Origin of the sequence: Haloarcula sp. NS06, from assembly GCF_051122755.1 — an archaeon.
In the GTDB taxonomy this organism is placed as follows: Archaea; Halobacteriota; Halobacteria; order Halobacteriales; family Haloarculaceae; genus Haloarcula.
This window is the reverse complement of the sequence record NZ_CP184844.1, coordinates 1,284,949-1,306,089: the sequence shown is the minus strand read 5'-3', so window position 1 is coordinate 1,306,089 and position 21,141 is coordinate 1,284,949. Positions and strand designations below refer to the sequence as shown.

At 60.8% G+C, this 21,141-nt stretch carries 22 protein-coding genes and 1 pseudogene; 12 read left to right on the top strand and 11 right to left on the bottom strand.

What is annotated here, in order from left to right; genetic code table 11:
• Positions 1-13 precede the first annotated feature (13 nt).
• Positions 14-853 carry a DUF1109 domain-containing protein gene (locus ACODNH_RS10470; protein WP_306710047.1) on the top strand — a complete coding sequence of 280 codons (840 nt, stop codon included), beginning with the start codon at positions 14-16 and terminating at the stop codon, positions 851-853.
• Here the strand turns inward: ACODNH_RS10470 and ACODNH_RS10465 are convergent, their stop codons facing one another.
• Positions 854-1,171: a zinc ribbon domain-containing protein gene (locus ACODNH_RS10465; RefSeq protein WP_306710045.1), complete on the bottom strand. Its 318-nt coding sequence runs from the start codon at positions 1,169-1,171 to the stop codon at positions 854-856. It lies immediately after the preceding gene.
• A 107-nt stretch (positions 1,172-1,278) separates the two neighbouring features.
• Between ACODNH_RS10465 and ACODNH_RS10460 the strand changes: the two genes are divergently transcribed.
• Positions 1,279-1,794 carry a DUF21 domain-containing protein gene (locus ACODNH_RS10460; RefSeq protein WP_306710043.1) on the top strand — a complete coding sequence of 172 codons (516 nt, stop codon included), beginning with the start codon at positions 1,279-1,281 and terminating at the stop codon, positions 1,792-1,794.
• A gap of 3 nt (positions 1,795-1,797) precedes the next feature.
• Here ACODNH_RS10460 and ACODNH_RS10455 read toward each other — a convergent pair whose 3' ends face one another.
• From ACODNH_RS10455 to ACODNH_RS10445, 3 genes are all read right to left on the bottom strand, one after another.
• Positions 1,798-2,172, bottom strand: coding sequence for a YccF domain-containing protein (locus ACODNH_RS10455; protein WP_306710041.1), 375 nt, complete (start codon positions 2,170-2,172; stop codon positions 1,798-1,800).
• Positions 2,173-2,410: 238 nt separating this feature from the next.
• Positions 2,411-3,502 (bottom strand): aminopeptidase, encoded by a 1,092-nt coding sequence (locus ACODNH_RS10450; protein ID WP_306710039.1) that lies wholly within the window; start codon positions 3,500-3,502, stop codon positions 2,411-2,413.
• Between the two features lie 43 nt (positions 3,503-3,545).
• Positions 3,546-3,671: a hypothetical protein gene (locus tag ACODNH_RS10445; protein WP_004959992.1), complete on the bottom strand. Its 126-nt coding sequence runs from the start codon at positions 3,669-3,671 to the stop codon at positions 3,546-3,548.
• A 159-nt stretch (positions 3,672-3,830) separates the two neighbouring features.
• Here ACODNH_RS10445 and ACODNH_RS10440 point away from each other — a divergent pair, with 159 nt between their 5' ends.
• On the top strand, positions 3,831-4,514 hold the full coding sequence (locus ACODNH_RS10440; protein ID WP_306710036.1) for an ArsR/SmtB family transcription factor: 684 nt from the start codon (positions 3,831-3,833) through the stop codon (positions 4,512-4,514).
• A 66-nt stretch (positions 4,515-4,580) separates the two neighbouring features.
• On the opposite strand, the gene ACODNH_RS10435 is transcribed toward ACODNH_RS10440, so the two are convergent.
• Positions 4,581-5,090 carry a metallophosphoesterase gene (locus ACODNH_RS10435; protein WP_306710034.1) on the bottom strand — a complete coding sequence of 170 codons (510 nt, stop codon included), beginning with the start codon at positions 5,088-5,090 and terminating at the stop codon, positions 4,581-4,583.
• 66 nt (positions 5,091-5,156) lie between these two features.
• Here ACODNH_RS10435 and ACODNH_RS10430 point away from each other — a divergent pair, with 66 nt between their 5' ends.
• A complete protein-coding gene (locus tag ACODNH_RS10430; protein ID WP_306710032.1) occupies positions 5,157-6,128 on the top strand; it encodes a cation diffusion facilitator family transporter in 972 nt (323 codons plus the stop codon).
• Here the strand turns inward: ACODNH_RS10430 and ACODNH_RS10425 are convergent.
• Positions 6,107-6,859, bottom strand: coding sequence for a hypothetical protein (locus ACODNH_RS10425; RefSeq protein WP_306710030.1), 753 nt, complete (start codon positions 6,857-6,859; stop codon positions 6,107-6,109). The two genes, ACODNH_RS10430 and ACODNH_RS10425, sit on opposite strands and share 22 nt — an antisense overlap.
• Positions 6,860-6,935: 76 nt before the next feature.
• Between ACODNH_RS10425 and ACODNH_RS10420 the strand changes: the two genes are divergently transcribed.
• On the top strand, positions 6,936-9,113 hold the full coding sequence (locus tag ACODNH_RS10420) for an ATP-dependent DNA helicase (protein WP_434531345.1): 2,178 nt from the start codon (positions 6,936-6,938) through the stop codon (positions 9,111-9,113).
• Between the two features lie 57 nt (positions 9,114-9,170).
• Here the strand turns inward: ACODNH_RS10420 and ACODNH_RS10415 are convergent, their stop codons facing one another.
• Complete coding sequence (locus ACODNH_RS10415) at positions 9,171-9,650, bottom strand: cupin domain-containing protein (protein ID WP_306710025.1); 480 nt, start codon at positions 9,648-9,650, stop codon at positions 9,171-9,173.
• Positions 9,651-9,715: 65 nt separating this feature from the next.
• Here ACODNH_RS10415 and serB point away from each other — a divergent pair, with 65 nt between their 5' ends.
• Positions 9,716-10,378 carry a phosphoserine phosphatase SerB gene (serB, locus tag ACODNH_RS10410; protein WP_434531344.1) on the top strand — a complete coding sequence of 221 codons (663 nt, stop codon included), beginning with the start codon at positions 9,716-9,718 and terminating at the stop codon, positions 10,376-10,378.
• A 273-nt stretch (positions 10,379-10,651) separates the two neighbouring features.
• Here serB and ACODNH_RS10405 read toward each other — a convergent pair.
• Both ACODNH_RS10405 and ACODNH_RS10400 read right to left on the bottom strand, forming a co-directional pair.
• Positions 10,652-11,946: pseudogene (locus ACODNH_RS10405) on the bottom strand (O-acetylhomoserine aminocarboxypropyltransferase/cysteine synthase family protein).
• Positions 11,947-12,334: 388 nt separating this feature from the next.
• A complete protein-coding gene (locus ACODNH_RS10400; protein ID WP_434531343.1) occupies positions 12,335-13,903 on the bottom strand; it encodes a DNA-directed DNA polymerase II small subunit in 1,569 nt (522 codons plus the stop codon).
• 88 nt (positions 13,904-13,991) lie between these two features.
• Between ACODNH_RS10400 and ACODNH_RS10395 the strand changes: the two genes are divergently transcribed.
• Entirely contained in the window at positions 13,992-14,702 is a 711-nt protein-coding gene (locus ACODNH_RS10395; protein WP_434531342.1) for a S26 family signal peptidase, read from the top strand.
• 128 nt (positions 14,703-14,830) lie between these two features.
• Complete coding sequence (locus ACODNH_RS10390) at positions 14,831-15,508, top strand: S26 family signal peptidase (RefSeq protein ID WP_306710477.1); 678 nt, start codon at positions 14,831-14,833, stop codon at positions 15,506-15,508.
• A gap of 70 nt (positions 15,509-15,578) precedes the next feature.
• Here ACODNH_RS10390 and ACODNH_RS10385 read toward each other — a convergent pair whose 3' ends face one another.
• Positions 15,579-17,153, bottom strand: coding sequence for a Cdc6/Cdc18 family protein (locus tag ACODNH_RS10385; protein ID WP_306710014.1), 1,575 nt, complete (start codon positions 17,151-17,153; stop codon positions 15,579-15,581).
• 945 nt (positions 17,154-18,098) lie between these two features.
• Here ACODNH_RS10385 and ACODNH_RS10380 point away from each other — a divergent pair.
• The 4 genes from ACODNH_RS10380 to ACODNH_RS10365 all read left to right on the top strand — a co-directional run bounded on the left by ACODNH_RS10380 (position 18,099) and on the right by ACODNH_RS10365 (position 20,072).
• The gene (locus ACODNH_RS10380) at positions 18,099-18,740 is read left to right on the top strand and encodes an Era-like GTP-binding protein (RefSeq protein ID WP_004590329.1); all 642 of its coding nucleotides are present in this window, start codon (positions 18,099-18,101) and stop codon (positions 18,738-18,740) included.
• 4 nt (positions 18,741-18,744) lie between these two features.
• Positions 18,745-19,128: a DUF2073 domain-containing protein gene (locus ACODNH_RS10375; RefSeq protein ID WP_306710010.1), complete on the top strand. Its 384-nt coding sequence runs from the start codon at positions 18,745-18,747 to the stop codon at positions 19,126-19,128.
• Positions 19,128-19,814 (top strand): OapC/ArvC family zinc-ribbon domain-containing protein, encoded by a 687-nt coding sequence (locus ACODNH_RS10370; RefSeq protein WP_306710009.1) that lies wholly within the window; start codon positions 19,128-19,130, stop codon positions 19,812-19,814. Before ACODNH_RS10375 ends, ACODNH_RS10370 begins: the two co-directional genes overlap by 1 nt.
• 132 nt (positions 19,815-19,946) lie before the next feature.
• Complete coding sequence (locus tag ACODNH_RS10365) at positions 19,947-20,072, top strand: hypothetical protein (protein WP_306710008.1); 126 nt, start codon at positions 19,947-19,949, stop codon at positions 20,070-20,072.
• 123 nt (positions 20,073-20,195) lie between these two features.
• Here ACODNH_RS10365 and mdh read toward each other — a convergent pair whose 3' ends face one another.
• On the bottom strand, positions 20,196-21,110 hold the full coding sequence (gene mdh / locus ACODNH_RS10360) for a malate dehydrogenase (protein ID WP_004959949.1): 915 nt from the start codon (positions 21,108-21,110) through the stop codon (positions 20,196-20,198).
• Positions 21,111-21,141: the final 31 nt, after the last annotated feature.

Here is a 21,141-nt window from a genome sequence, read left to right as displayed (position 1 = left end):
CCGGTGACCCTCCATGCGCCTTGCTATCGACAGCGGTAAGCTCCTGTACGCACTCGGTGTCCTGTTCGCCGCAGCGGCGCTGCTGTATTTCGTCCGCGATGTTGTGTTCAATCTCTCGATAACGGTGAAGGCGGCGCTACTGTTGCTGGGCTTTATTGCGCTGTTCGTTGCGGGTGTGGCCCTCGAACGAGACGTGCTTGACGTCGTCGCCTTTGCCCTCAGTGGCGTGACCTACGTCGTGTTCGTCGGCTACGTCGTCGTTCGGTATTCACCGGGTGAAACGGGGACGTTCCTGTTGCTCGCCGCGTCCGCGGGGCTGTTCGTCGGGCTCGGCTACGCGCTTCGGGCAGGGATTCCGACGCCGTCACGGCGAACGGCGACGGTTGCCCTCGGCGGCCTCCTCATCGTGAGCGGCGGACTCGTGGGAGCCGACGCGCTCAGCGGCGGAGTGACCTACGATGTGCAGACAGACGAGTCCGTCACCGTGTCGGTCCCGGAGACAAGGCAGGGAGGTGGCGGGTACCCACCCGTCAGCAGGCAGGTCGGAACGGTTACCGTTTCGAACCCGTCACCGTTCCTGCGGGCACTCAACCCCCCGACCGTCTCAAGCTGTCTCGTCGGACCTGCCGAGAACCCCCGGGAGGACGTGTGGGTGGATGTGGATAGAGACTGGGACGAAGATACACTCGCCGGGTCGACCACGAAGTCCTACGCAGTGACGGCCGAGTTCCGACTGGACACGAACCGCACCAGACAGATAACGTTCGCCATCGAGCGAGGCAGCGACTGCAGCGTCGTTCGGTCCGAGCCGACGATAGCGATTCAGGTCGACGGAAGCAACAGATTAGACTGACTACTCCAGTTCTGTGAGACACTCCTGACAGTAGGAGGCGTCTTCCATGTTCGGCGTGCCGCAGGTGTCACAGGTCACGACCGATAGACCGGTCTCCGAGAGCGGTGACGCCTCTTCGGTTAGTACGTCAGCCGGCCAGTCAGGGCCGGTTGGCGACTGATCCCGCATCTCGCTGCGCTGGTGGACCTGTTGAATGAGTTCGTCGTCACGCATCGCTTCGAGGCCACGCCACAGCCCCAGAAACAGCAGCGTCGGCGCGACGATGACGAACAGGCCAGCGATGACGCGCAGCGCCAGTTCCACCTGGCCGAGTGGCATACGTTCACAAGGATCTGGAACGTAGAGTATCCTTCGCCGTATCCGTCGGCTCGCGGGCCGACAAGGTGCGTCGACGCCTTCTTGCCTCGTCTCGCTGAACACGGGGTATGAGTGGTACTACCGTGGCAGTCGGTGGTGGACTTGCGGTGGTCTTGCTTCTCGGATTGAGCGCGTTCTTTTCGAGCTCGGAGATAGCAGTGTTCTCGCTACAGAAGGACTGGATCGCGCAACAGGCGGCGACAGGCGACCGCCAAGCCGAGGTGCTGCAAGAACTGTACGACAATCCACATCGCTTGCTGGTGACACTGCTGGTCGGCAACAACATCGTCAACATCGCAATTTCGAGCATCCTCACCGTCCTCGTGGCGGGCTATCTCTCCCCGGGGCCGGCGGTCGTTGCGACCACGGTCGTGACGAGCTTTCTCATCCTAATTTTTGGCGAAATCGTGCCGAAGGCGTTCGGCCTCGGAAATGCCCAGAAATGGGCCTTGACTGTCGCATCACCGGTCCGGGTCGTCGAGCGTGTCCTCTCCCCGCTTATCACGCTGTTCGACGGGATCACCAGCCGAATAAACGCCCTCATCACGGTCGAGACGGACATCGAGAAGCCGTATCTGGACTGACTGTCAGTACTGGTACAGCGAAACGACGAACGGGAGCCTGTTGTACATCCAGATCGCCAGCGGCAGGCCGACGATTGTTAACGATAGCGCGTACGCGATGCCAGTCCAGACACCACTGGCCCACCAGCCGACGAAGACAAACCAGACCGCGCGGACGAGCAGTGAGTGCTGCGAGCCGCCGTCACTCTCCGTGACGAGCCGGTCGCGTCGTTTGAGCGTCAGCACCAGCGGCACCTTGTTTATCATCTTGATTCCCAGTGGGAGGCCGATGATCGTGACGTTCAGGAACCACGCAACCGAGAGCCAGATGCCGGTCACCCACCAGCCGACGAACAGAAACCACGCCGCCCGAACGAGGAGAGACCGCTGTTCACTCATACCTGAACGTACCCCGGCCGGCATCATAAGCTTCCTGTCCGGTGTGTGAGGACAGAAACCGACCCAGCCACACAGTGGGAGATCGAGCGTTACGCTTCGAACCCGTCCTCGAAGACGAACGTCCCGTTCCGCTGGACGACCTGCACCGACCTTTTTCAGCGTCGGGTCGCCAGAGGCGACCGCTCCTTGAAAAACGTCGACGAAAAGGCCGACCGCTCACTCCGTTCGCAGTCGGTACTCAGTCCTCGAACCCGTCTTCGAAGACAAACGTCCCGTTCCGCTGGACGACTTCACCATCGACTTCAATGAACGAGTCCTCGCTCATGTCGACAATCATGTCGACGTGAACGGCCGACTCGTTTTGCTCGTTGTCCTCGCCAACAGTCTCGTCGTAAGCTCTTCCTACTGCCATATGAACGGTATCGCCCATCTTTTCATCGAACAGCATATTGTAGGAGAACTGGTCGATATCTCGGTTCATTCCGATACCCAGTTCGCCGAGTCGGCTCGCACCGTCATCAGTCGATAGTACCTCTGTCAGAAGGTCCTCGTTCTTGCCGGCGCTATGCTCGACGACTTCACCGTCCTCGAACCGGAGGAAGACATCGGTCACTTCCCGGCCCTGATGGTACAGCGGTTTGTCAAAGAGCACCTCGCCATCGACGCTGTCGGGGACTGGCGCAGTGAACACCTCGCCGCCGGGAAGGTTCTTTTCGCCGTAATCATTGAGCGTCTCGTTACCGGTGACAGACATCGTCACGTCCGTTGTCTCCCCGGAAACGATGCGGACCTCGTCGGCAGGATCGAGTATCTCGACCATCTGTGCCTGATGTTCGCGGACGGCGTCCCAGTCTTTGAGGACGGCGTCCCAGACGAAGTTCTCGTACCCCTCCGTAGAGGTCTGGGCAAGCTGGGCGTTAGCGGGCGCGGGGTACTGTGTGAGACACCAGGTCTTTGAGAGGCGTTCGTTCAGAAGCGGCTGCTGGGACTGCTGATAGGCGGCCGTCGTTTCAGGGTCGACGTCGCTGGTCTCGGTGACGTTGTCGCTACCCTTTATCGCGATATACGCGTCCATCTCCTCATATAGCGCTTCGATGTGGCTCGGCGTCTCAAACTCATCCCGGTTGCGGAGGTAGGCGCGACGGAACCGCTCACCGAGGCGGTCCTGTACAACGAGCGGGTTTGCGCCACGGTCGGCAGCGAACTCATGTAGCGCAGTAACGAGGTCCGCAGCCTGCGGGTGGGCATCAATGACGAGATTGTCGCCTTCGCTCAGATCGATAGAGTGGTCAACGATGACTTCCGCGTGTTCGCGAATACGTGGGTCCATACAGATAGGCACCACCGACGGCCCCTAACCGTTACCCTCCCGGCTACTTCTTCTTGCTCTGCTGGAACCCTTCTTTGAATCCCTGAAAGGTCCGGCGGAGCATCAGATACATGAAGAAGAAAAACAGGAGCACAGCAGCGAGGAGTGCGTAAGTGAGCAGGTCAGCCATACCGGCGGTTGTCGAGCCGACATCAAAGTCCTTTCGGGAGTCCCGCCTTCGGGCGTCTACTGTGCGATATTGGAGGGTAAAATGCGGGTTTGACCGATAGCTACAACGACCACTGTGCTTTGGCAAAGACTCATAATCCCATAGAACATACAGATAGTCATGTCGTTGCTGCCCTCTCGGGACCCGGCGACCCCGGACGCCGAACCCCGAGTTATCGGTGTCGACAGTGATGATGCGGACGACGTGCTGTCGGCACTCTCGGCAGAGACCGCGCGCAACTTACTGTCAGAGCTAAACAAGGAGCCAGCACCGCCGTCGGAGCTGGCCGACCGGGTCGATACGTCGCTGCAAAACGCACAGTACCACCTGAAGAAACTCAAGAACGCCGGTGCGGTCGAGGTCGTCGATACGGCGTACTCCGAGAAAGGGCGCGAGATGGACGTGTTCGCGCCGGCCAACCAACCACTCGTTATCTGTGCCGGTGACGAACAGGAGACATCGGGGCTTCGGGCGGCGCTAGCGAACATTATCGGCAGTCTCGCGATCATCGGCTTCGCCAGCCTGCTGGTCCAGCAGGTGTTCGGGAGCGGGCTGGGGTCGTTGTTCGGTGGCCAGGCCGTATCGTCCGGGAGTGCGGACACTGGCGCCCGGGATCCGAGTTTTTACGCCGGGAACACGACCGTGACCGACGGCAGCTTTGAGGCGACTGCGGGCGCACTCGACACCGCCGCACGGGGTGGTGCCGAGGCTGCCGCCGCTGCGATTCCGCCGGGGGTGGCGTTCTTCGCTGGCGGCGCGTTCGTCATTGCAGGCATGGCGGCGCTGTGGTATATGCGACAGTAGCCGCTTGCGACCGTTTTTGCTCCGGTATCCAAAATAGACATAGACTAGACGGATTCCGCAATACGCTTACCGCTCAACGATGGTCGTCGAAATCGGCGTCCCGTCTGGGGAGCGAAGCCGGACGCGAACGTCCCCGGCTATGACATCTAGTTCCGCGTGGGCCGGCTGGTATCGCCGCGGGTCGGCGTAGCTACCCGGATTGACCAGCGTCCAGCCGCCGAAGTCGGTCAGTACAGGCTTGTGCGAGTGACCGACAACGACGATATCGGCGTTTTCCTGCCGAGCCAACATGCTGAGGGCGGTTTCGGTGTGTTCGTGCCCGTGCACAACGACGATCGTCAGGCCTTCCCAAGAGACGGTTGCAACATCGGAAAGCCGGGCCCTGACTGCCGGTCTGTCGTTGTTCCCGACAACGCCGGTGAGTTCATCGCATTCAGCGTCGATAGCATCAAGAACCTGCTCAGTCATGAAATCGCCCGCGTGGAGAACGTGGTCGGCTTCGCGGACGGCGTCAAGCGTCCGACCTGTCAGTCGATGGTCGTCCGTCCCGTGCGTATCTGAGATAGCAGTGAGCATACCGCCGGTAGTGGAGCCAGGTATAAATCCAGAAGCATTTTGCGTCATGAATGTGACGGAAAAATAATGGCAGGGAGCAAGTCAGTCGTCATCGCTGCACTGATAGCCAACGCCGCGATTGCGATACTGAAGTTCTTCGGCTTCCTTCTGACGGGGAGTGCCGCAATGCTGTCGGAGACGTACCACAGCATCTCAGATACCGGGAATCAGGTGTTCCTGCTTATCGGGATTCGGTTCAGCGATCGGGAGCGCGACCGGCGCCATCCCTTTGGCTACGGCAAAGCGCAGTTCTTCTACAGCTTTCTCGTCTCCGTGTTCCTGTTCGGCATCGCTGGGTGGGAGAGCGCGAAACACGGCTGGAACGAGCTTACGGCCGGCGGCCACGGCGGCGGTGGACATGCCGGCGAGGCGGTCGAGTTCCTGTTTTTCTCCTTCCAGCCCCCGGCCTGGCTGGACCCGCTGTGGGTCAACTACACTGTCCTCATCGGCGCGTTTGTGTTCGAAACGTACGCGCTGGTAAAGGCCCGTGCAGAGATGAAAAAGCAGATCGACCGGAACGACTGGTCGGGCTACCGCGAGGCCTTCCGCAAGACCAGCGACGTGACAACGCTGACCGCGCTGACTGAGGACACCATCGCGCTCACGGGGATCGTCATCGCGCTGACTGGGTTGGTTCTCGAACAGATGACCGGCAACCCCTTTTTCGACCGGATCTCCGCGCTGCTCATCGGGATTATGCTGATGGGATTTGCCCTAGCGCTGGCCTGGGAGAACAAGCGCCTCCTGCTCGGGGAGAGCCTCCCGGCGGACGAGGAACAGCGCCTCCGTGATGTCATCATGCAAAACGAGCACGTAACCGATATCATCGGCTTCCGAACGGTCTATTTCGGGCCGAATGAGGTTATCGTCTTCGCAGATCTGCAGTTCGACCCAGCGCTGGACACGGAAGCGATGGATGACGAGATAACGACCCTCGAATCTGCGATGCAGGACACCAACGGCGATATCAGGAAAGTCTACATTGAGCCAGAGCTGTAGGGGTCGCTCTCTGCAAGCCACCACGGAATCGGGACGCGCTCAATATCGGTCGTGACTGTCACTGTCGTGTCGATATCCGGCCGATCCGGTCGTCGCTCAGTGTGTTCGACGTATCTGATTACCCCCTGCCGATCGACGTACAGCCGCGACCGTCCGATTTCGGACTCGTTCTCGGTAGTCGGTGTCTCGGCCGTATCCGTCGCGGCCAGAACAGCGACAGGTCTTCCGTTCCACCGGAGAGAATCCACCTGCCGATACGCAGTATCCGACAGCAGCTGTCGGAGTAGGTCAACTCCGGCCGGGGAGGCGACCAGCGACGTGTTCGGCGTCGCGTCCCTGGTGGCGTACGGCGTATCGGGGTCGTCGCGGACGTTCGTGTACACTGTCCCGTTGGCGCGGACCACGTCATCCGAGATCGGACCGAACCGCCGTCTGACGCGCGTTACCTCTCGCTCATGGTCGATCCAGACGTCGAGCGTGTTCTGTGGCCCCGCCTGTTCGACGTGGCGGTGGAAGCTCCGAGTCGCCAGCGCCTGCTCGTGACGGTCCAGTAGTCGGTCCATGTCGACCGTCCCGTCGCTGATCGGGACTGAGACTGTCGCCTCCGGCGTGTTAGTGGGGACGGGCGCTGGCGTCACCGGGTCGCTGTCGTCCGCCGTTGGTCCAGCCGGAAAGACGCCGGAACAGCCCGCGAGAAGCGCGATACCGACAGCGAGTGTGACGCGCCACATATGGTTCTGGAGGGGCGCTCGCGGCAAGTAGCTGTGGGGGCGAACCCTTTTGCCGGTGAACGGCCAATCGGGGCACGTGGCAACGACGGACGACGGCTACATGCGGTTTTTCCCCTTCGAGGAGCCGTACGACCATCAGCAAGAGGCGATGGGAACGATATACGACGCGCTCGAGGAGGGCCGTGACGTACTGTTCGAAGGGGCCTGCGGGACCGGGAAGACGCTCGCGTCGCTGGTCCCCGCGCTGGAACACGCCCGCGAGACGGGCAAGACCGTCGTCATCACGACGAACGTCCACCAGCAGATGCGCCAGTTCGTCGAGGACGCCAGAGCAATTACCGACCAGGAGCGCCTGCGAGCGGTCGTCTTCCGGGGGAAAGGGTCGATGTGTCACATCGACGTGGACTACGAGGAGTGTCAGGCGCTTCGGGACACGACTCGTGATCTGGTCGAGGTTGAGAGTGATATCGCTGAACTCGAACAGCGTGAGGGAGAACTCCTTTCTGACGGGCAGGCGGGCAGCAGCGAGGCAATGGAGGCCCGCAACGCCGTTGTCGAGGAACTCCGGGATCTGCAGGACGAGCGCGAGGAGATCGAAACCGAGCGCTCGACCTGTGACCACTACTACCGGAATCTTACCGTCGATACCAGCGAGTTCTACGCCTGGCTGTTCGACGACGTTCGAACACCCGACGACGTGTACGAGTACGCCCATCAGCAGGGACTGTGTGGCTACGAACTGCTGAAAGAAGGCATGGACGGCGTCGACCTCGTCGTCTGTAACTACCATCACCTGCTCGACCCGACCATCCGTGAGCAGTTCTTCCACTGGATCGGCCGCGACCCCGAGGACATCATCGCCGTCTTCGACGAGGCCCACAACGTCGAGTCGGCTGCCCGGGACCACGCCCGGCGGACGCTCACCGAGAACACGCTCGACCAGGCGCTCGACGAACTCGACGCCGAGGACGACGCCCGGGCCGACGCCGCAGCGAACGTCATCGAGACGTTCCGGGACGCCCTCGTCGAGGCCTACGAGAATTCTTTCGAGTTCGGCGGCCGCGAGGCCGTCGACGAACACTGGGATGACATCACTATCGCCAACGACGATCGGAAGGACGACCTGACGCTTGCCTTCCTTCAGGGCTACACCGGCCCCGGCTTCCACGAGGAACTGGACCACGCGCTGGCCCTCGGCCGAGATCTCGACGCCCGCTACCAGGAGGCGTTCAAAGAAGGGGACCTCGACACCAGAAAGGAGTGCCAGACCCTGCAGGCCGCCGGCTTCATCTCCGACTGGCTCGATGAGACGGACGAGACTGGCCAGTACCCCGTCGTCAGCGTCCGCCGCGACGAATCGACCGACGAGGTGTACGGCCGCGCGGAGCTGTACACCTGTATCCCCGAGCAGGTCACCCGCGACCTGTTTTCCGACCTCCATGCCGCCGTGTTGATGAGCGCCACGCTCCGGCCCTTTGACGTGACCGAGAACATCGTCGGCGTCGAGGACCCGGTGACGATGGCCTACGGAGCACAGTTCCCCGAGGCGCGCCGCCGAACCTACGCCGTCGACGGCCCGGCGCTGTTTTCCAGCGAACGGGACGACCCACAGACCCAGCAACGCATTGCGCGCACGCTCGAAGACATCGTCCGCTTTACACCCGGAAATACCCTCGTGTTCTGTCCCTCTTACAGCGAGGCCGAGCGCTACCATGACATGACCGCTGTGAGCGCGACCCGGTATCTTGACAAGCCGGGCACGCAGGCCCGTGACCTCCGGGAGGCCTTTACCGACGGCGACGACGGCGTTCTCTACACCTCGCTGTGGGGAACACTGGGTGAGGGCGTGAGCTACGACGGCGACGACGCCCGAACCGTCGTGGTCGTCGGCGTCCCATACCCCCATCTCGACGACCGGATGGACGCCGTGCAGGACGCCTACGACGTGGCCTTCGGCGATAGCGAGGACGACGCGGGCTGGCGCTATGCCGTCGAAATTCCGACGGTCCGGAAGACACGTCAGGCCCTCGGCCGCGTGGTCCGCTCGCCGGACGACTTCGGCGCGCGCATCCTGCTCGACAAGCGCTACACGGAGGCCGCCGAGATGGAGATGCACGACTACGCCGTCCGGGGGACCTTTCCTCCTGAGGAACGCCGCGAGATGGTGGATATCGGCCCTGAGAAGCTCAAGTTCGCGATGTTGAACTTCTATCAGGACATGGGCGCCTACGACGGGCCGCCGCCGAAGCCCTGAGAACGGCTGGAAACGACTGTTACAGTCCGGTCCTGACGCTTGTTTACGACCGCGGGACTAGAGATCCGGTTCAAGTTCGGTGCCACAGTCAGGGCAGACAAGTAGGAACCCCTCGTCAGCCGGTTCCAGCGCGAGGACATCGCTGTCACAGTCAGGGCAGGGCTGTGCAACGCGGCTCTCAGTCGAATTCCTGGGCGCACCGAGTGCCAGCGCGACTACCCGGTCGTCGCTTTCGTTCCGGCCCTGTTGATACTCTCCGGGCGCGAACCGGACGACTTCGTGTGGACCGACGGTGACTGTCTCACTCTCGCCGGCGGGGTCAGGCCGGTGTTCAAAGGTAGCAGTGCCCTCGACGACGTAGAACACCTCTTCTTGATCGAGGTGTGCGTGTAATCCGCCCGAGAAGGCCTCACCGGGGTCCAGAACATATCGGTTGATTGCGACATCAGTCGTACCCAGCGGGTCTGCAAGCCCGCGGCGGTCAACGTCGCCACCCATCGCCTGTGGTTCGATTTCGTCGGCAGAGACGTGCTCCATAGAGGGACAACAGCAGGGGACACACAAAAATAGAGAGCCCATCGTTCGACTGGAAACCGGATGTTTTGAAACCCTCCACACGAAACTCGCGGGCAATGCTAGTCGCCTTCGACTTCGACGGGACGCTCTCCGACTCGGAGATGACGGTCCTACTCGGGAGCCAGAACGGGACGGCCGAGGACATGGCCGACATCACCGAGCGCGCGATGAACAACGAAATCGAGTACGCCGAGAGCCTCCGCCAGCGGTGCGCGTTGTTGGAGGACCTCCCGGACGAGCAGGCCCAGACGGCCTTCGACGAGGTCGCTCTGCGCCCCGGCGCGGCAGAGGTCATCGAAGCCCTGCGAAACGCCGGCGTCTACGTCGCTATCCTCACTGGCGGGTTCGAGCGCGGCGTCGAGGCTGCACTCGAAACGGAGGGGGTCGAGGTCGACGCTATCGTCGCCAACCGACTGCCCGTGGAAGATGGAACGCTGACCGGCGAGGTCCGCGGGCCGCTCATCTCCGGCACCAAGGACGACGCAATGGAGGTCGTGACGGCGGTCACTGGCGAAGACCGAGACACGACCGTCGCCGTCGGCGACGGGGCCAACGACCTGCCGATGCTCGAAGTCGCGAACCTGGCTATCGGCTTCGACCCGAAACCAGCTGTCGCGCCATCGTGTGACACGTCGGTCGAGACGATGGACGAACTGTACGACCTGCTGGAAGCCGAGGAAATCCTGTAGCAACGTCGTCGTTTTTGTCGGTCACTGGTCCGGTCTGTACGCTACACTGTAGACGGAGAACAAACGGGGAGTGGCACGCTCCCCACGGATGCGAGCAATCGTTGTCGGACCAATGACAGAGTATGGTTGAGCGTGAACCGACGCGTGCTCGCTATCGGCGACGGTTCATTGAATACATCATCCTCTCGCGTAATAAGCCTAATGAACAGGTTAATTATTGCGCGATAGTGGTTAGACCGTCCAGAAAAGCTCCGTAAAATACTGTACCTTTAGTTAGTTGGTTGCCTGTCCGATGGCCTGATCGAGGTCGGCCTTGATGTCCTCAACGGACTCGGTACCGACGGAAAGACGGACCATGTCGTCGGTAACGCCGGCAGCGGCCTTTTCCTCGTCAGTGAGTTGCTGGTGGGTGGTCGAGGCCGGGTGGATGATGAGCGTCTTCGCGTCGCCGACGTTTGCCAGCAGGGAGGCGATTTCCGTCGATTCGACGGTTGTTCGGGCAGCATCGTAGCCTGCGTCGAGACCGAACGTTATCATACCGCCGTAGCCACCGTCGAGGTACTCGCTGGCGGTGTCATGCGTTTCGTGATCTTCGAGGCCGGGATAGGTGACCCACGAAACCTCGGGGTGGTCGTCGAGGAACTCGGCGACGCCCATCGCGTTGTCGCAGTGACGGTCCATCCGCGCGGGCAGCGTCTCCAGACCCTGCATCGTCTGCCAGGCGTCGAAGGGGGACTGCTGGCAGCCCAGATCACGGAGGCCGCGGGCGATGGCGGCGTAGGTGAAGGCCGCGTCCTCGAATCGCTCGCGGAAGTTGACGCCGTGGTACGCGGGGTTGTCGCCGGCGATTTCGGGATACTTGTCGGCGTGTTCCTCCCACGGGAAGGAGCCCCGTCGACGAGAACGCCGCCGACAGTGGTACCGTGGCCGTGGATCCACTTCGTCGTGGAGTTCCAGACGAGGTCGGCCCCGTGTTCGATTGGGTTGCAGAGGTACGGCGTCGCGAAGGTGTTGTCGACGAAGAAGGGGACACCGTGGTCGTGGGCGATCTCGGCAAGGCGCTCGAAGTCGGGCGTGACGAGCGACGGATTGCCGATGGTCTCACAGTGGACGTAGGCCGTGTTCTCGTCGATGGCCTCGGCGTAGGCGTCGTAGTCGAGTGTGTCGACGAAGCGCGTCTCGACGCCGTTGCGCGGCGCGGTGTGGGTGTAGTAGGTGTAGGTTCCGCCGTACAGCGACGATGCGGTGACGACGTTGTCGCCGACATCCGCGAGCAGGAACGTCGCCAGATTCAGCGACGCCATCCCGGAGGCCGTGGCGACCGCGCCGACGCCGCCCTCCAGCGCCGCCAGTCGCTCTTGGAGCATCCCGACCGTGGGGTTCATCAGCCGCGAGTAGATGTGGCCCGGCTTTTCGAGTGCAAACTGCTTGGCCGCGTCTTCGGCGTCCTCGAAGACGTATGAGGTGGTCTGGTACAGCGGCGGCGCACGCGAGCGGGTCTCGGCGTCCGGCTCTTGTCCGACGTGCAGCGCGTCGGTTTCGAATCCGTGGTTCTGGTCGTCACTCATACTCTCTCCTTTTACTGGATGGGTCTTAATTGCGCCTCAATCGGTGAGGCCCGCCACTGCTACGAGATACCGGTGATTCTTCGGGCTGTTCCCGATCAGATTCGGGGTAGAAGGCCAAGCCGTTATCGTACTTCTGGAGGAACAGGTAGGCAAGTCTTCTGGCCGGGAGCGAGTGGTGCGACGACCGTCGCACCCAAAGCGACCCGGGGAAGGGCAGGCTTGCATTAGTGAGCTTCTGACATAGCTGACGAGCATACCGCGCGCCGACGGCGCGCGGTTTCTCCGGAATCGCAGAGCGATTCCGGCCTTTTCGCCCACGTTTTTCGAGGAGCCGTCCCACAGCGCGCTCGTAGAGCGCGCGAGGAACGGCGACACTGAAAAAGGTGGTTTAGCTGAACTTCCGGACCGTCATATCCAGCGTATCCAGATCCAGAATCGGTGCAAAGCCGGCGTCAGGGTCGATGTTGACGCTTTTCTGGAATTCAGTCTGGGCCTGCCAGCAGCCGGAGTTCAGGGCAACGACGTTATGATACTCGCCCCAGCCAAGCTTGTGGACGTGGCCAGTGTGGAACACATCGGGGACTTCCTCCATTACCAGATAATCGCGGTCCTCAGGGGCGAGCCGGGTGTGGCCGCCGTACTGCGGTGCGACGTGGCGTTTCTTCAGGAGCTGGTACATCGCCTTATGTGGTTCCTCATAGCTGGCTTCCTCATCCGGGAGTTCAGCGATGACTTCGTCAAGCGAGACGCCGTGGTACATCAACACCGTGACGCCCTCAACAGTGACCAGCGAGGGGTTTGAATGGACCTGGGCGTCGTGGGCACTCATGATGTCCCGGAGCTCCTCGTCGAAGCCCGGCTGGGGTTCGGCCAGCCGAACGGCGTCGTGGTTGCCCGGGATCATCCGGATCTCCATGTCAGCCGGGACTTCCTTGAGATACTCTGAGAACGCGCGGTACTGGTCGTAGATGTCGATGATGTCCAGTTCCTTGTCCTGCTCGGGATAGATGCCGACGCCCTCCACTATGTCGCCGGCGATGAGCAGGTACTCGACAGTTTCGGCTTCGGAGGTGTGGAGCCAGTCGGTAAAGCGATGCCAGGCGTCCTCCATGAACTCCTGACTACCGACGTGGACATCGGAAATGAGCGCCGCCTGAACGTGGCGGTCAGCGGTTGAGGGGCTGTGCGTTCGGGGCACGTCCGGGAAGTATAGTGAGTCCACGAACAGAATGCCGGCGTCGTCGGCCAGCGTCCCCTCGACGGCGATGACCTCGTCCATGAGCAACTGCTGGACGAGGTCGGCGATAGGGCGGTCTTTCATCACCAAACAGGGGAAGGTCCCGTTCGTGTCTTCCAGTTCGACCAGCCAGTGGCCGCTGGCGGTCGAGCGGATATCAGAGACCATGCCGATCAGCGCTGCGTCGCTGCCGCCGCCCATGTTCTCGATAGCGTCGGTCGGCCGGTGGTTCACTCTGCCGCGCAGTTTGCCCGCCAGTTTCTCGTAGCGATCCCGGAACACCGAGACGAAGTCCGAGTACTCCCCGGTTCCAGTGGACTGGCCGGTCATATCGTTCGCAACGTCGATAGCTCGGAGGGATGTGTCTACATCCCGTGACCCCCCCGTTTCAGGTGGAACTGACGTACCCGGTTCAGTCGACGTGGTCGAGTCGGTTCCAGTTGAAACGGGCGGGTGTGTATGAGTCGGAGCGCCGGTCGTTTCGGTTCCGTGGTCTGGTTCGGTACTCGGCGTTCCGTCGCCGCTTTCTATCGCTTCAACCACAGATTCGACGTGATCGGTTGTCAGCTTCAGCGCCTCATCGGGGACCGTTTCGAGTGCGCGTTCTAGCGTCGACGATGGGTCCCGCGTGTCAGCGATCCGAGTCACTGCCTCACGTTCCGCGTTGTAGCCGCGGCTCGCGAGTTCGCTGACGATGCGTGCCGGCGTCTCCAGAGGCACGTTCCACACTCCGTGTCTGTGGGCAAAAGGATAGCGGACCGACAGCCGTCACAAGATTGATATCCCGCTGTCAGCAATCCGAGATAGGATGGGCCGGGACGAATCGACCAGCAGCACGCCGTCAGGCGAGACAGACGAGTCTGTGGATGCGAGTCCTGCATTTCGTTTCGGCCTGTACGTCCGTGATATCGGGACGAGTGTCGGGGCGGTCCTGCTCGTCGGCGCGTTCTTGTTCGCCGTCAGTGGGGTGTGGCCGCCACTCGTCGCCATCGAAAGCGGGAGCATGGAGCCACACATCGACACTGGCGATATGGTGTTTGTCATGGACGCAGACCGCTTCTCGGGGCAGGAGGCCCGTCACGGCATCGTAACGGCAGCGGCCGGGGCCGAAACCGGGTATCAGACCTTTCAGCAGCCCGGGGACGTCATCGTCTTCGAACCCAACGGTAACGAGCAACGAACGCCGATTATCCACCGGTCGATGCTGTGGGTCGATGCTGGCGAGAACTGGTACAGCCGCGCGAACCGGGAGTACGTTGGGAGTGCGGACAGTTGCGACGAGCTTCGGAACTGTCCGGCACCTCACGCCGGGTTTATTACGAAAGGTGACAACAAATTGACCAACAATAAATACGATCAGGTCACCGGAGCGAGTACTGTTGTCCGTCCAGAGTGGGTCATTGGAACCGGGACTTTCCGAATCCCGCGTCTCGGATACGTTCGGGTCCAGCCGTCCCAGCTATGGCACACATCAGTGTCGATGCCGGTTGGAGAAGGTTCAGCGCCGGCGGCGACCTGATCAAATCGGACGGGAGCGTTCGGTCCAACAACAGAAAGTTGATTGGCTGCCTCCGAGTATTCGTGGTACGAATGGCCGGGCCAGACCGTCGGTCGTCGGACGGAGACGAAACCGAGGGACCGGGAGGGATGATGTACGTGGTCGATATCGTCAGTAGCGCCGGCTCAGTTCTGCTTGTCGGGATGCTGCTGTTCGCCGTCAGCGGTGTGTGGCCCCCGCTCGTCGCTATCGAAAGCCCGAGCATGGACCCCCATATCAAGGAAGGAGACCTCGTGTTTGTGATGGAAGAAGAGCGGTTCTCCGGCCCGGGTGACCACGGGGGTGTCGTCACCGCCGCAAATGACGACAGCTATCGGACGTTTCAGCAGCCGGGCGATGTTATCGTATACGAACCCGACGGCAACAGTCGGCAAACGCCGATCATCCACCGAGCGATGTTGTGGGTCGAGGAAGATGAGAACTGGTACAGCCGGGCGAACGGGGACTACATCGGCAGTGCGGACAGCTGTGACGAGCTCACCTCCTGTCCGGCCGACCACGCCGGCTTCATCACCAAGGGCGACAACAACGGTCGGTACGACCAGGTCGGCTCCAGCCCCATCAGCGAACCAGTCAAGCCCGGGTGGGTCGTCGGAACTGCGGAGATACGGGTCCCACTACTTGGGCAGGTCCGACTCCAGTGGAACCAAGCCGGTGCGACTGATATAGTAGCGAGCGGGGCAGGACCAGCGGTGACGAACGAAACAGGACCAACAGTGGTGAACGAAACAGAACCGGCAGCCGTGAACGCGACTGTGTCCGGGTAGCTCGTCTCACTCGAAGGGGACTGTTTCACCTGCAACGGGGAGTTCTATTGAGAGACCACAAACACACAGATCAGTTGTCGAACCGGGCCTGAACGAACGGCTGGACATCGTCGATATCGCCGAGTCGCGAATCAGACAAAAGCACTGCCTCCGTCTCTTCGGTTGGAACTGACAGCGAGATTTCTTTCGTCCGGCCGTAGCGGCCCTTCGAGACGACGACAGCGTTGACGATGCCAAGCATATCCAGTTCGGAGATGAGGTCGGTGACGCGACGCTGTGTCAGGATATCGGCGTCAATCTCCTCACAGAGGTTCTTGTAGATGTTGAACACCTCACCGGTGTTGATGTTGTGAACACCATTCTTTTCCAGGAGGATGATAGCGAAAAGGACAATCTTCGACTGCGTGGGGAGCGTCCGGACGACCTCCACAACGCGGTCGAGTTCGATTTTCTCCTGAGCCTGGCGGACGTGGTCTTCAAGAACATTGTCCGTCTGGTCCCGTTCAGCAAGTTCGCCGGCGGTCCGGAGGAGGTCGAGCGCGCGCCGGGCGTCCCCGTGTTCTTGTGCGGCGAAGGCCGCACACAGCGGGATGACATCCTCGGTGAGTGCGTCGCCTTTGAATGCCACGTCCGAGCGTGCCTGGAGGATGTCCCGGAGCTGATTCGCGTCGTAGGGCGGAAAGACGATCTCCTCCTCGCCGAGACTTGACTTGACCCGAGGGTCAAGGAAATCGGTGAACTTCAGGTCGTTCGAGATGCCCATAATCGAGACCCGGGAGTTCTCCAGTTCAGAGTTCATCCGAGAGAGGTTGTACAGGGTATCGTCACCGCTTTTCTCGACGAGCTTGTCGATCTCGTCGAGCATGATGACGACCACGCGCTCATGGTAGTCGACGGCATCGAAAAAGGAACTGTAGACACGATCTGTTGGCCACCCCGTCATCGGGACTTCCTCGAACTCCGACTTGTCGGCTTCCAGCGACTCGATTTCGGCTTCGACATCGTCAACGGAATTAAACGCCGTCTCTTCGAGTGCAGCCGTGTTCTCGCGTGCCTGTGATTGAAGCTCCTCGAGTTCAGCGATGCGGTCGTCGATGAGCTGTGCGTTCTTGTCGATGAACTTGTTCGCGAGCTGCGCCAGCACGCGGTACTGGGTGTCGGTCACCTCGCAGTTGATGTACTCGACCTCACAGGGGACCTCATACTTCTGTGAGGTCGTTTCGAGTTCCTCACTGACGAACTTCGCGGACGCGGTTTTCCCCGTTCCCGTCTTGCCATAAATAAGGATGTTCGACGGCGTATCACCGCGCAAGGCAGTAACGAGAATCGTCGCCATATTGTTGATCTGCTCCTCGCGGTGGGGGAGTTTATGTGGTGTGTACGAGGGACGAAGGACCTCTTTATTCTCGAAAATGGGTTCCCCTTCGAGAAGGTCGTCGAACAGGCCACGGGACGCCTCGTCGGAGGGATTGTCGGACCCCGCATCGAGATTGTCGAGGATAACGTCGTCAAGATCGGACGGGCCAGTCGATGTCCCGGAGTCTGTTTCGATGTCGAGTTGCCCGTCGGACCCGTCAGTCTCGTTCGACGTCTCTGTCGTCGACGGATCGGATTTCGGGGCCGAGTTATCGCTTTCGTCAGTCATAGTCGAGAGGATCCCCTTCGTTTCGTGTGGAGAGAGTTGGAGACACCGGAACAGAGGGAGCGAGGAGTGCGTCAGTACCGTTATTAGTGAGCATCAGCGCTCTCCAGTGCGTCCAGTTGAACCACATGAACCGTACCGTGATTCGATATTAAATATTTCGGTACACCACCCCTGAAACATATATGTTGCCATATTGATTATTTCTGTCGAATGAGGACTGTTGTGGTAAAGAGGACTATAGCTTCGATCTCATCGAGGTCGAACAGACATGATATAGGAGGATAGTGGTTGGAGAGGAAAGAGAGCGGTGGGGAAGTTCCGGGAGCAGGTACACTGTGTGAATATGAGTGAAGAGCATGAAGAGCCGGCACTTGTAGCGGAGACCAGCCGTACCAGGCCGACCCCCCCACCCCTTTGTTTCCGGTGGAACGGGAAACAGCCACGGGGGGAGGGGGTGGGAAGATCTATAATGACCTCTAGAAAGAGGAAAGATTTAATACAGTATCTCATAAACCAAACCCGCACCAGATAAAACAAACAGCTAGTAGGGGCTAGTGTACGGTTTTCTAGTGTCTAGGCCGCTCTAGCTAGCGAAGTCACGAATCGCACCGATCTGAACAACTGGTGCGCTCCCGATTCGACTGGCAATTCTCCCACCCCTCCCCAGGGGTATGTGGCGTTCCACCTGAAATGAAGGGGTGGGGGGCTGAGGATGGGACGCGCCACTCCTGATCGTCAGGTTTCGGATGATCGGGCTCCACCCGAACAGGTCCCCGCCACCTGCACCGACCTTGTACGTAGTAACACCCGCACGCTGATCTATACTATGCTATGCCCCCTCGTGTCAAAAAGAAAACTCATGTCTGACGTAGGCTTAAGTGAATTCGCCTATCTTTTACGGGCAGAGCCGCCATACCGGACGACTCCGGGCGGCGGGAGGATAGGATGGGATTGTTAACAAACCTCAAAGATAGCATTTCACGTGCGGCATCGACACTGTTCTCCGAAGAGGATCCGAAGCGTATCGGGATTTACGGCCCGCCAAACGCCGGCAAGACGACGTTGGCGAACCGCATTGCACGAGACTGGACCGGCGACGCCGTCGGCCCGGAGAGTCACGTTCCCCACGAGACTCGTCGTGCGCGCCGAAAGGAGAACGTCGAAATCGAACGCGACGGGAAGAAAGTGACAATCGACATCGTCGACACGCCGGGCGTGACGACGAAGGTCGATTACACCGAGTTCCTCGAACACGACATGGAGAAAGACGACGCCGTCCGCCGCTCCCGCGAAGCGACCGAGGGTGTCGCCGAAGCGATGCACTGGCTCCGCGAGGACGTCGACGGCGTCATTTACGTGCTCGACTCCGCAACCGATCCGTTCACGCAGGTCAACACCATGCTCATCGGGATCATCGAGAGTCAGGACCTTCCGGTGTTGATTCTCGCAAACAAGATCGATCTGGAGGAGTCTTCGGTTCAACGCATTCGAAACGCCTACCCACAGCACGAGACGATTCCGCTGTCAGCGCTTGAGGGCGACAACATGGACGAAGTCTACGATAAAATCGCGGAGTACTTCGGGTGATATAATGGCAGAAGTCAAAGACCCAGACGACGGCGTCCAGATCGACCTCATCAGTGGCGAACGTATGGCGGGGCTGGCCTCGATGGAGAAGATCCGAATGATTCTCGACGGGGTTCGTGACGGCAATATTGTCATCCTCGAAGAGGGACTCTCCCCCGACGAGGAGTCCCGCCTGATCGAAGTCACGATGACGGAGATTAGCCCCGACGAGTTCAACGGCATCGAAATCGAGACCTACCCCAAGTCCGAGGCCGCCGACGCCAGCATCCTTGAGCGGCTGATGGGCAAACAGTCGACCCAGAAGCTGACAGTCATCGGGCCGGCGAACCAGATAGAGACGCTCCACAAGGACGAAACGCTAATCAGCGCCCTCGTCTCTCGCAAATAATGCCCCACCAGTGTACGGACTGTGGCCGTGGCTTCGACGACGGGTCGAAGGAGATGCTCTCGGGCTGTCCCAACTGCGGCGGGAACAAGTTCCAGTATCAGCCAGAGGGAGCAGATATCTCCGAGACGCCGGATGCGGAGCCACCGGAACCACCGGGACCCGACAGCACTGTCGCCCGTACTGTCGGCAAGACCGCCGCCTCGGTGCGTGACTTCGTCAGTGGCTCCACTACGGAGGGGGACCGTCCCGCCGAGCAGTCCCATCGTGACGCCGACCGGTCGGCTGACCCACAGCCGAGTGACCCATCCCACACATCCGGTTCGCCGTCGACCGAACCCGACCCCACATCTTCGACTGAGGATTCAGCCCAGGCCAGTGCTCGTGGCGATATTGTCGAGCCAGACGAACTCCCATCCGACGCGCCGTCCGCGTCCGAATCTGAACATCAGTTCCGCCCTGTCGGTGCTGATCCTGATCCTCCGACGGAACCAGACCGGGAAGACCGCCCCGATCTGGAGGAACTGCGCGCGGAACTCAACGACCAGTTCGAGTCGATCAAGGTGCTGGAACCCGGCCAGTACGAACTGAACTTGATGGAACTGTACGACCGCGAAGAGTACATCATTGCACTGCAGGAAGATGGGCACTACTCCATCCAGGTCCCGGAAACCATCCGCTCCGAGTGATTGCCACGGTCTTCTCGCCGCCTTTCCTGATTCGCTACTCCCGTATTACCCCGTAGAACCGCTGATACAGCATTATGTCTCAATGCGGGCACAACCATTATATAATATGCCGTGGATGCTTCGGATAACGCCATGAGCCACCGAGAACTCTCGACATCGGACTCACACCTCGAAGAGTGGGCGTCACTCCTCGGTGCTGATCTCGATGACGACGGACACGACAGCGACTTACTTGACGAGCAGGACGAGCCCGCGTAACGGCCACTGTTCGTCAGGGAGCACTCCTCGCAGTCACAGTCATGTCTTCACACCGCTGGCGAGGCGAAATAGCAGATCGGGACAGCGCCCGTCCCGGACCTGCCGACCGCGACTAATATCGGGTTATGAGATTTTGTCGTACTGGTCGGAGAGCTTCTCGGCAGCGTCGGCCATCAGGTCCTGCTCGTAGTCGTCGAGGTCCCACTCGACGATCTCTTCGACACCGTTGCTCCCGAGACGGACTGGGACACCGAAGGCAGTGTCCTCGTGCCCGAACTCACCCTCTAGCTTGACCGAGGCCGGCAGCACTTCACCGGTATCGTGGAGGATGGCTTCGACCATGTGTGCGACGCCGCGTGCCGGCCCCCACTCGGTCGCGCCCTTGCGCTCGATGACGTCCATCGCCGATTCCTGCAGGTCGCCGAGCAGCTGCTCTTTCTCGTCGCCGCTGAACTCGGGGTCGGTGCCGTCGACGCGGACCTTTGAGAACACGGGAACCTGTGCATCGCCGTGTTCACCGAGGATCGTTCCTTCGACGTTCTGGACCGGCGCGTCGAACTCCTCGCTCAGGACGTAGCGGAACCGCGCGGAGTCTAGCCGGCCGCCGAAGCCGATGACCTGCTCGCGCGAGCGGTCGCCGGCCTCGTAGAGGTGGCGGTTGAGCAGATCGACGGGGTTCGAGGTGGTCAGCGAGATGTAATCGTCGTTGTGCTCGTCCAGCGAGGACTGGATGTCCTCCATGATGGGCGCGTTGTCGCCCGCGAGGTCGATCCGGGTCTGACCGGGCTGGCGAGGAATCCCAGCCGTGATGACCACCACGTCTGAGCCGGCGGTGTCCTCGTAGCCGCCCTGTCGGACGCGCGTGTTGGAATCGTAGGCGATGCCGTGGTTCGTGTCGGCGGCCTGCCCGACCGTGTCGTCTTCCTTGTCCGGGATGTCAACGAAGACGACCTCGTCAGCGATGTCACGGAGCGCGATGTTGTACCCTGCGGCTGCGCCGACCGTTCCGGCTGCGCCGACTACGCTTACCTTTGTCATACCATTCGAAAAGGCTCGGGCGCGAACGTTA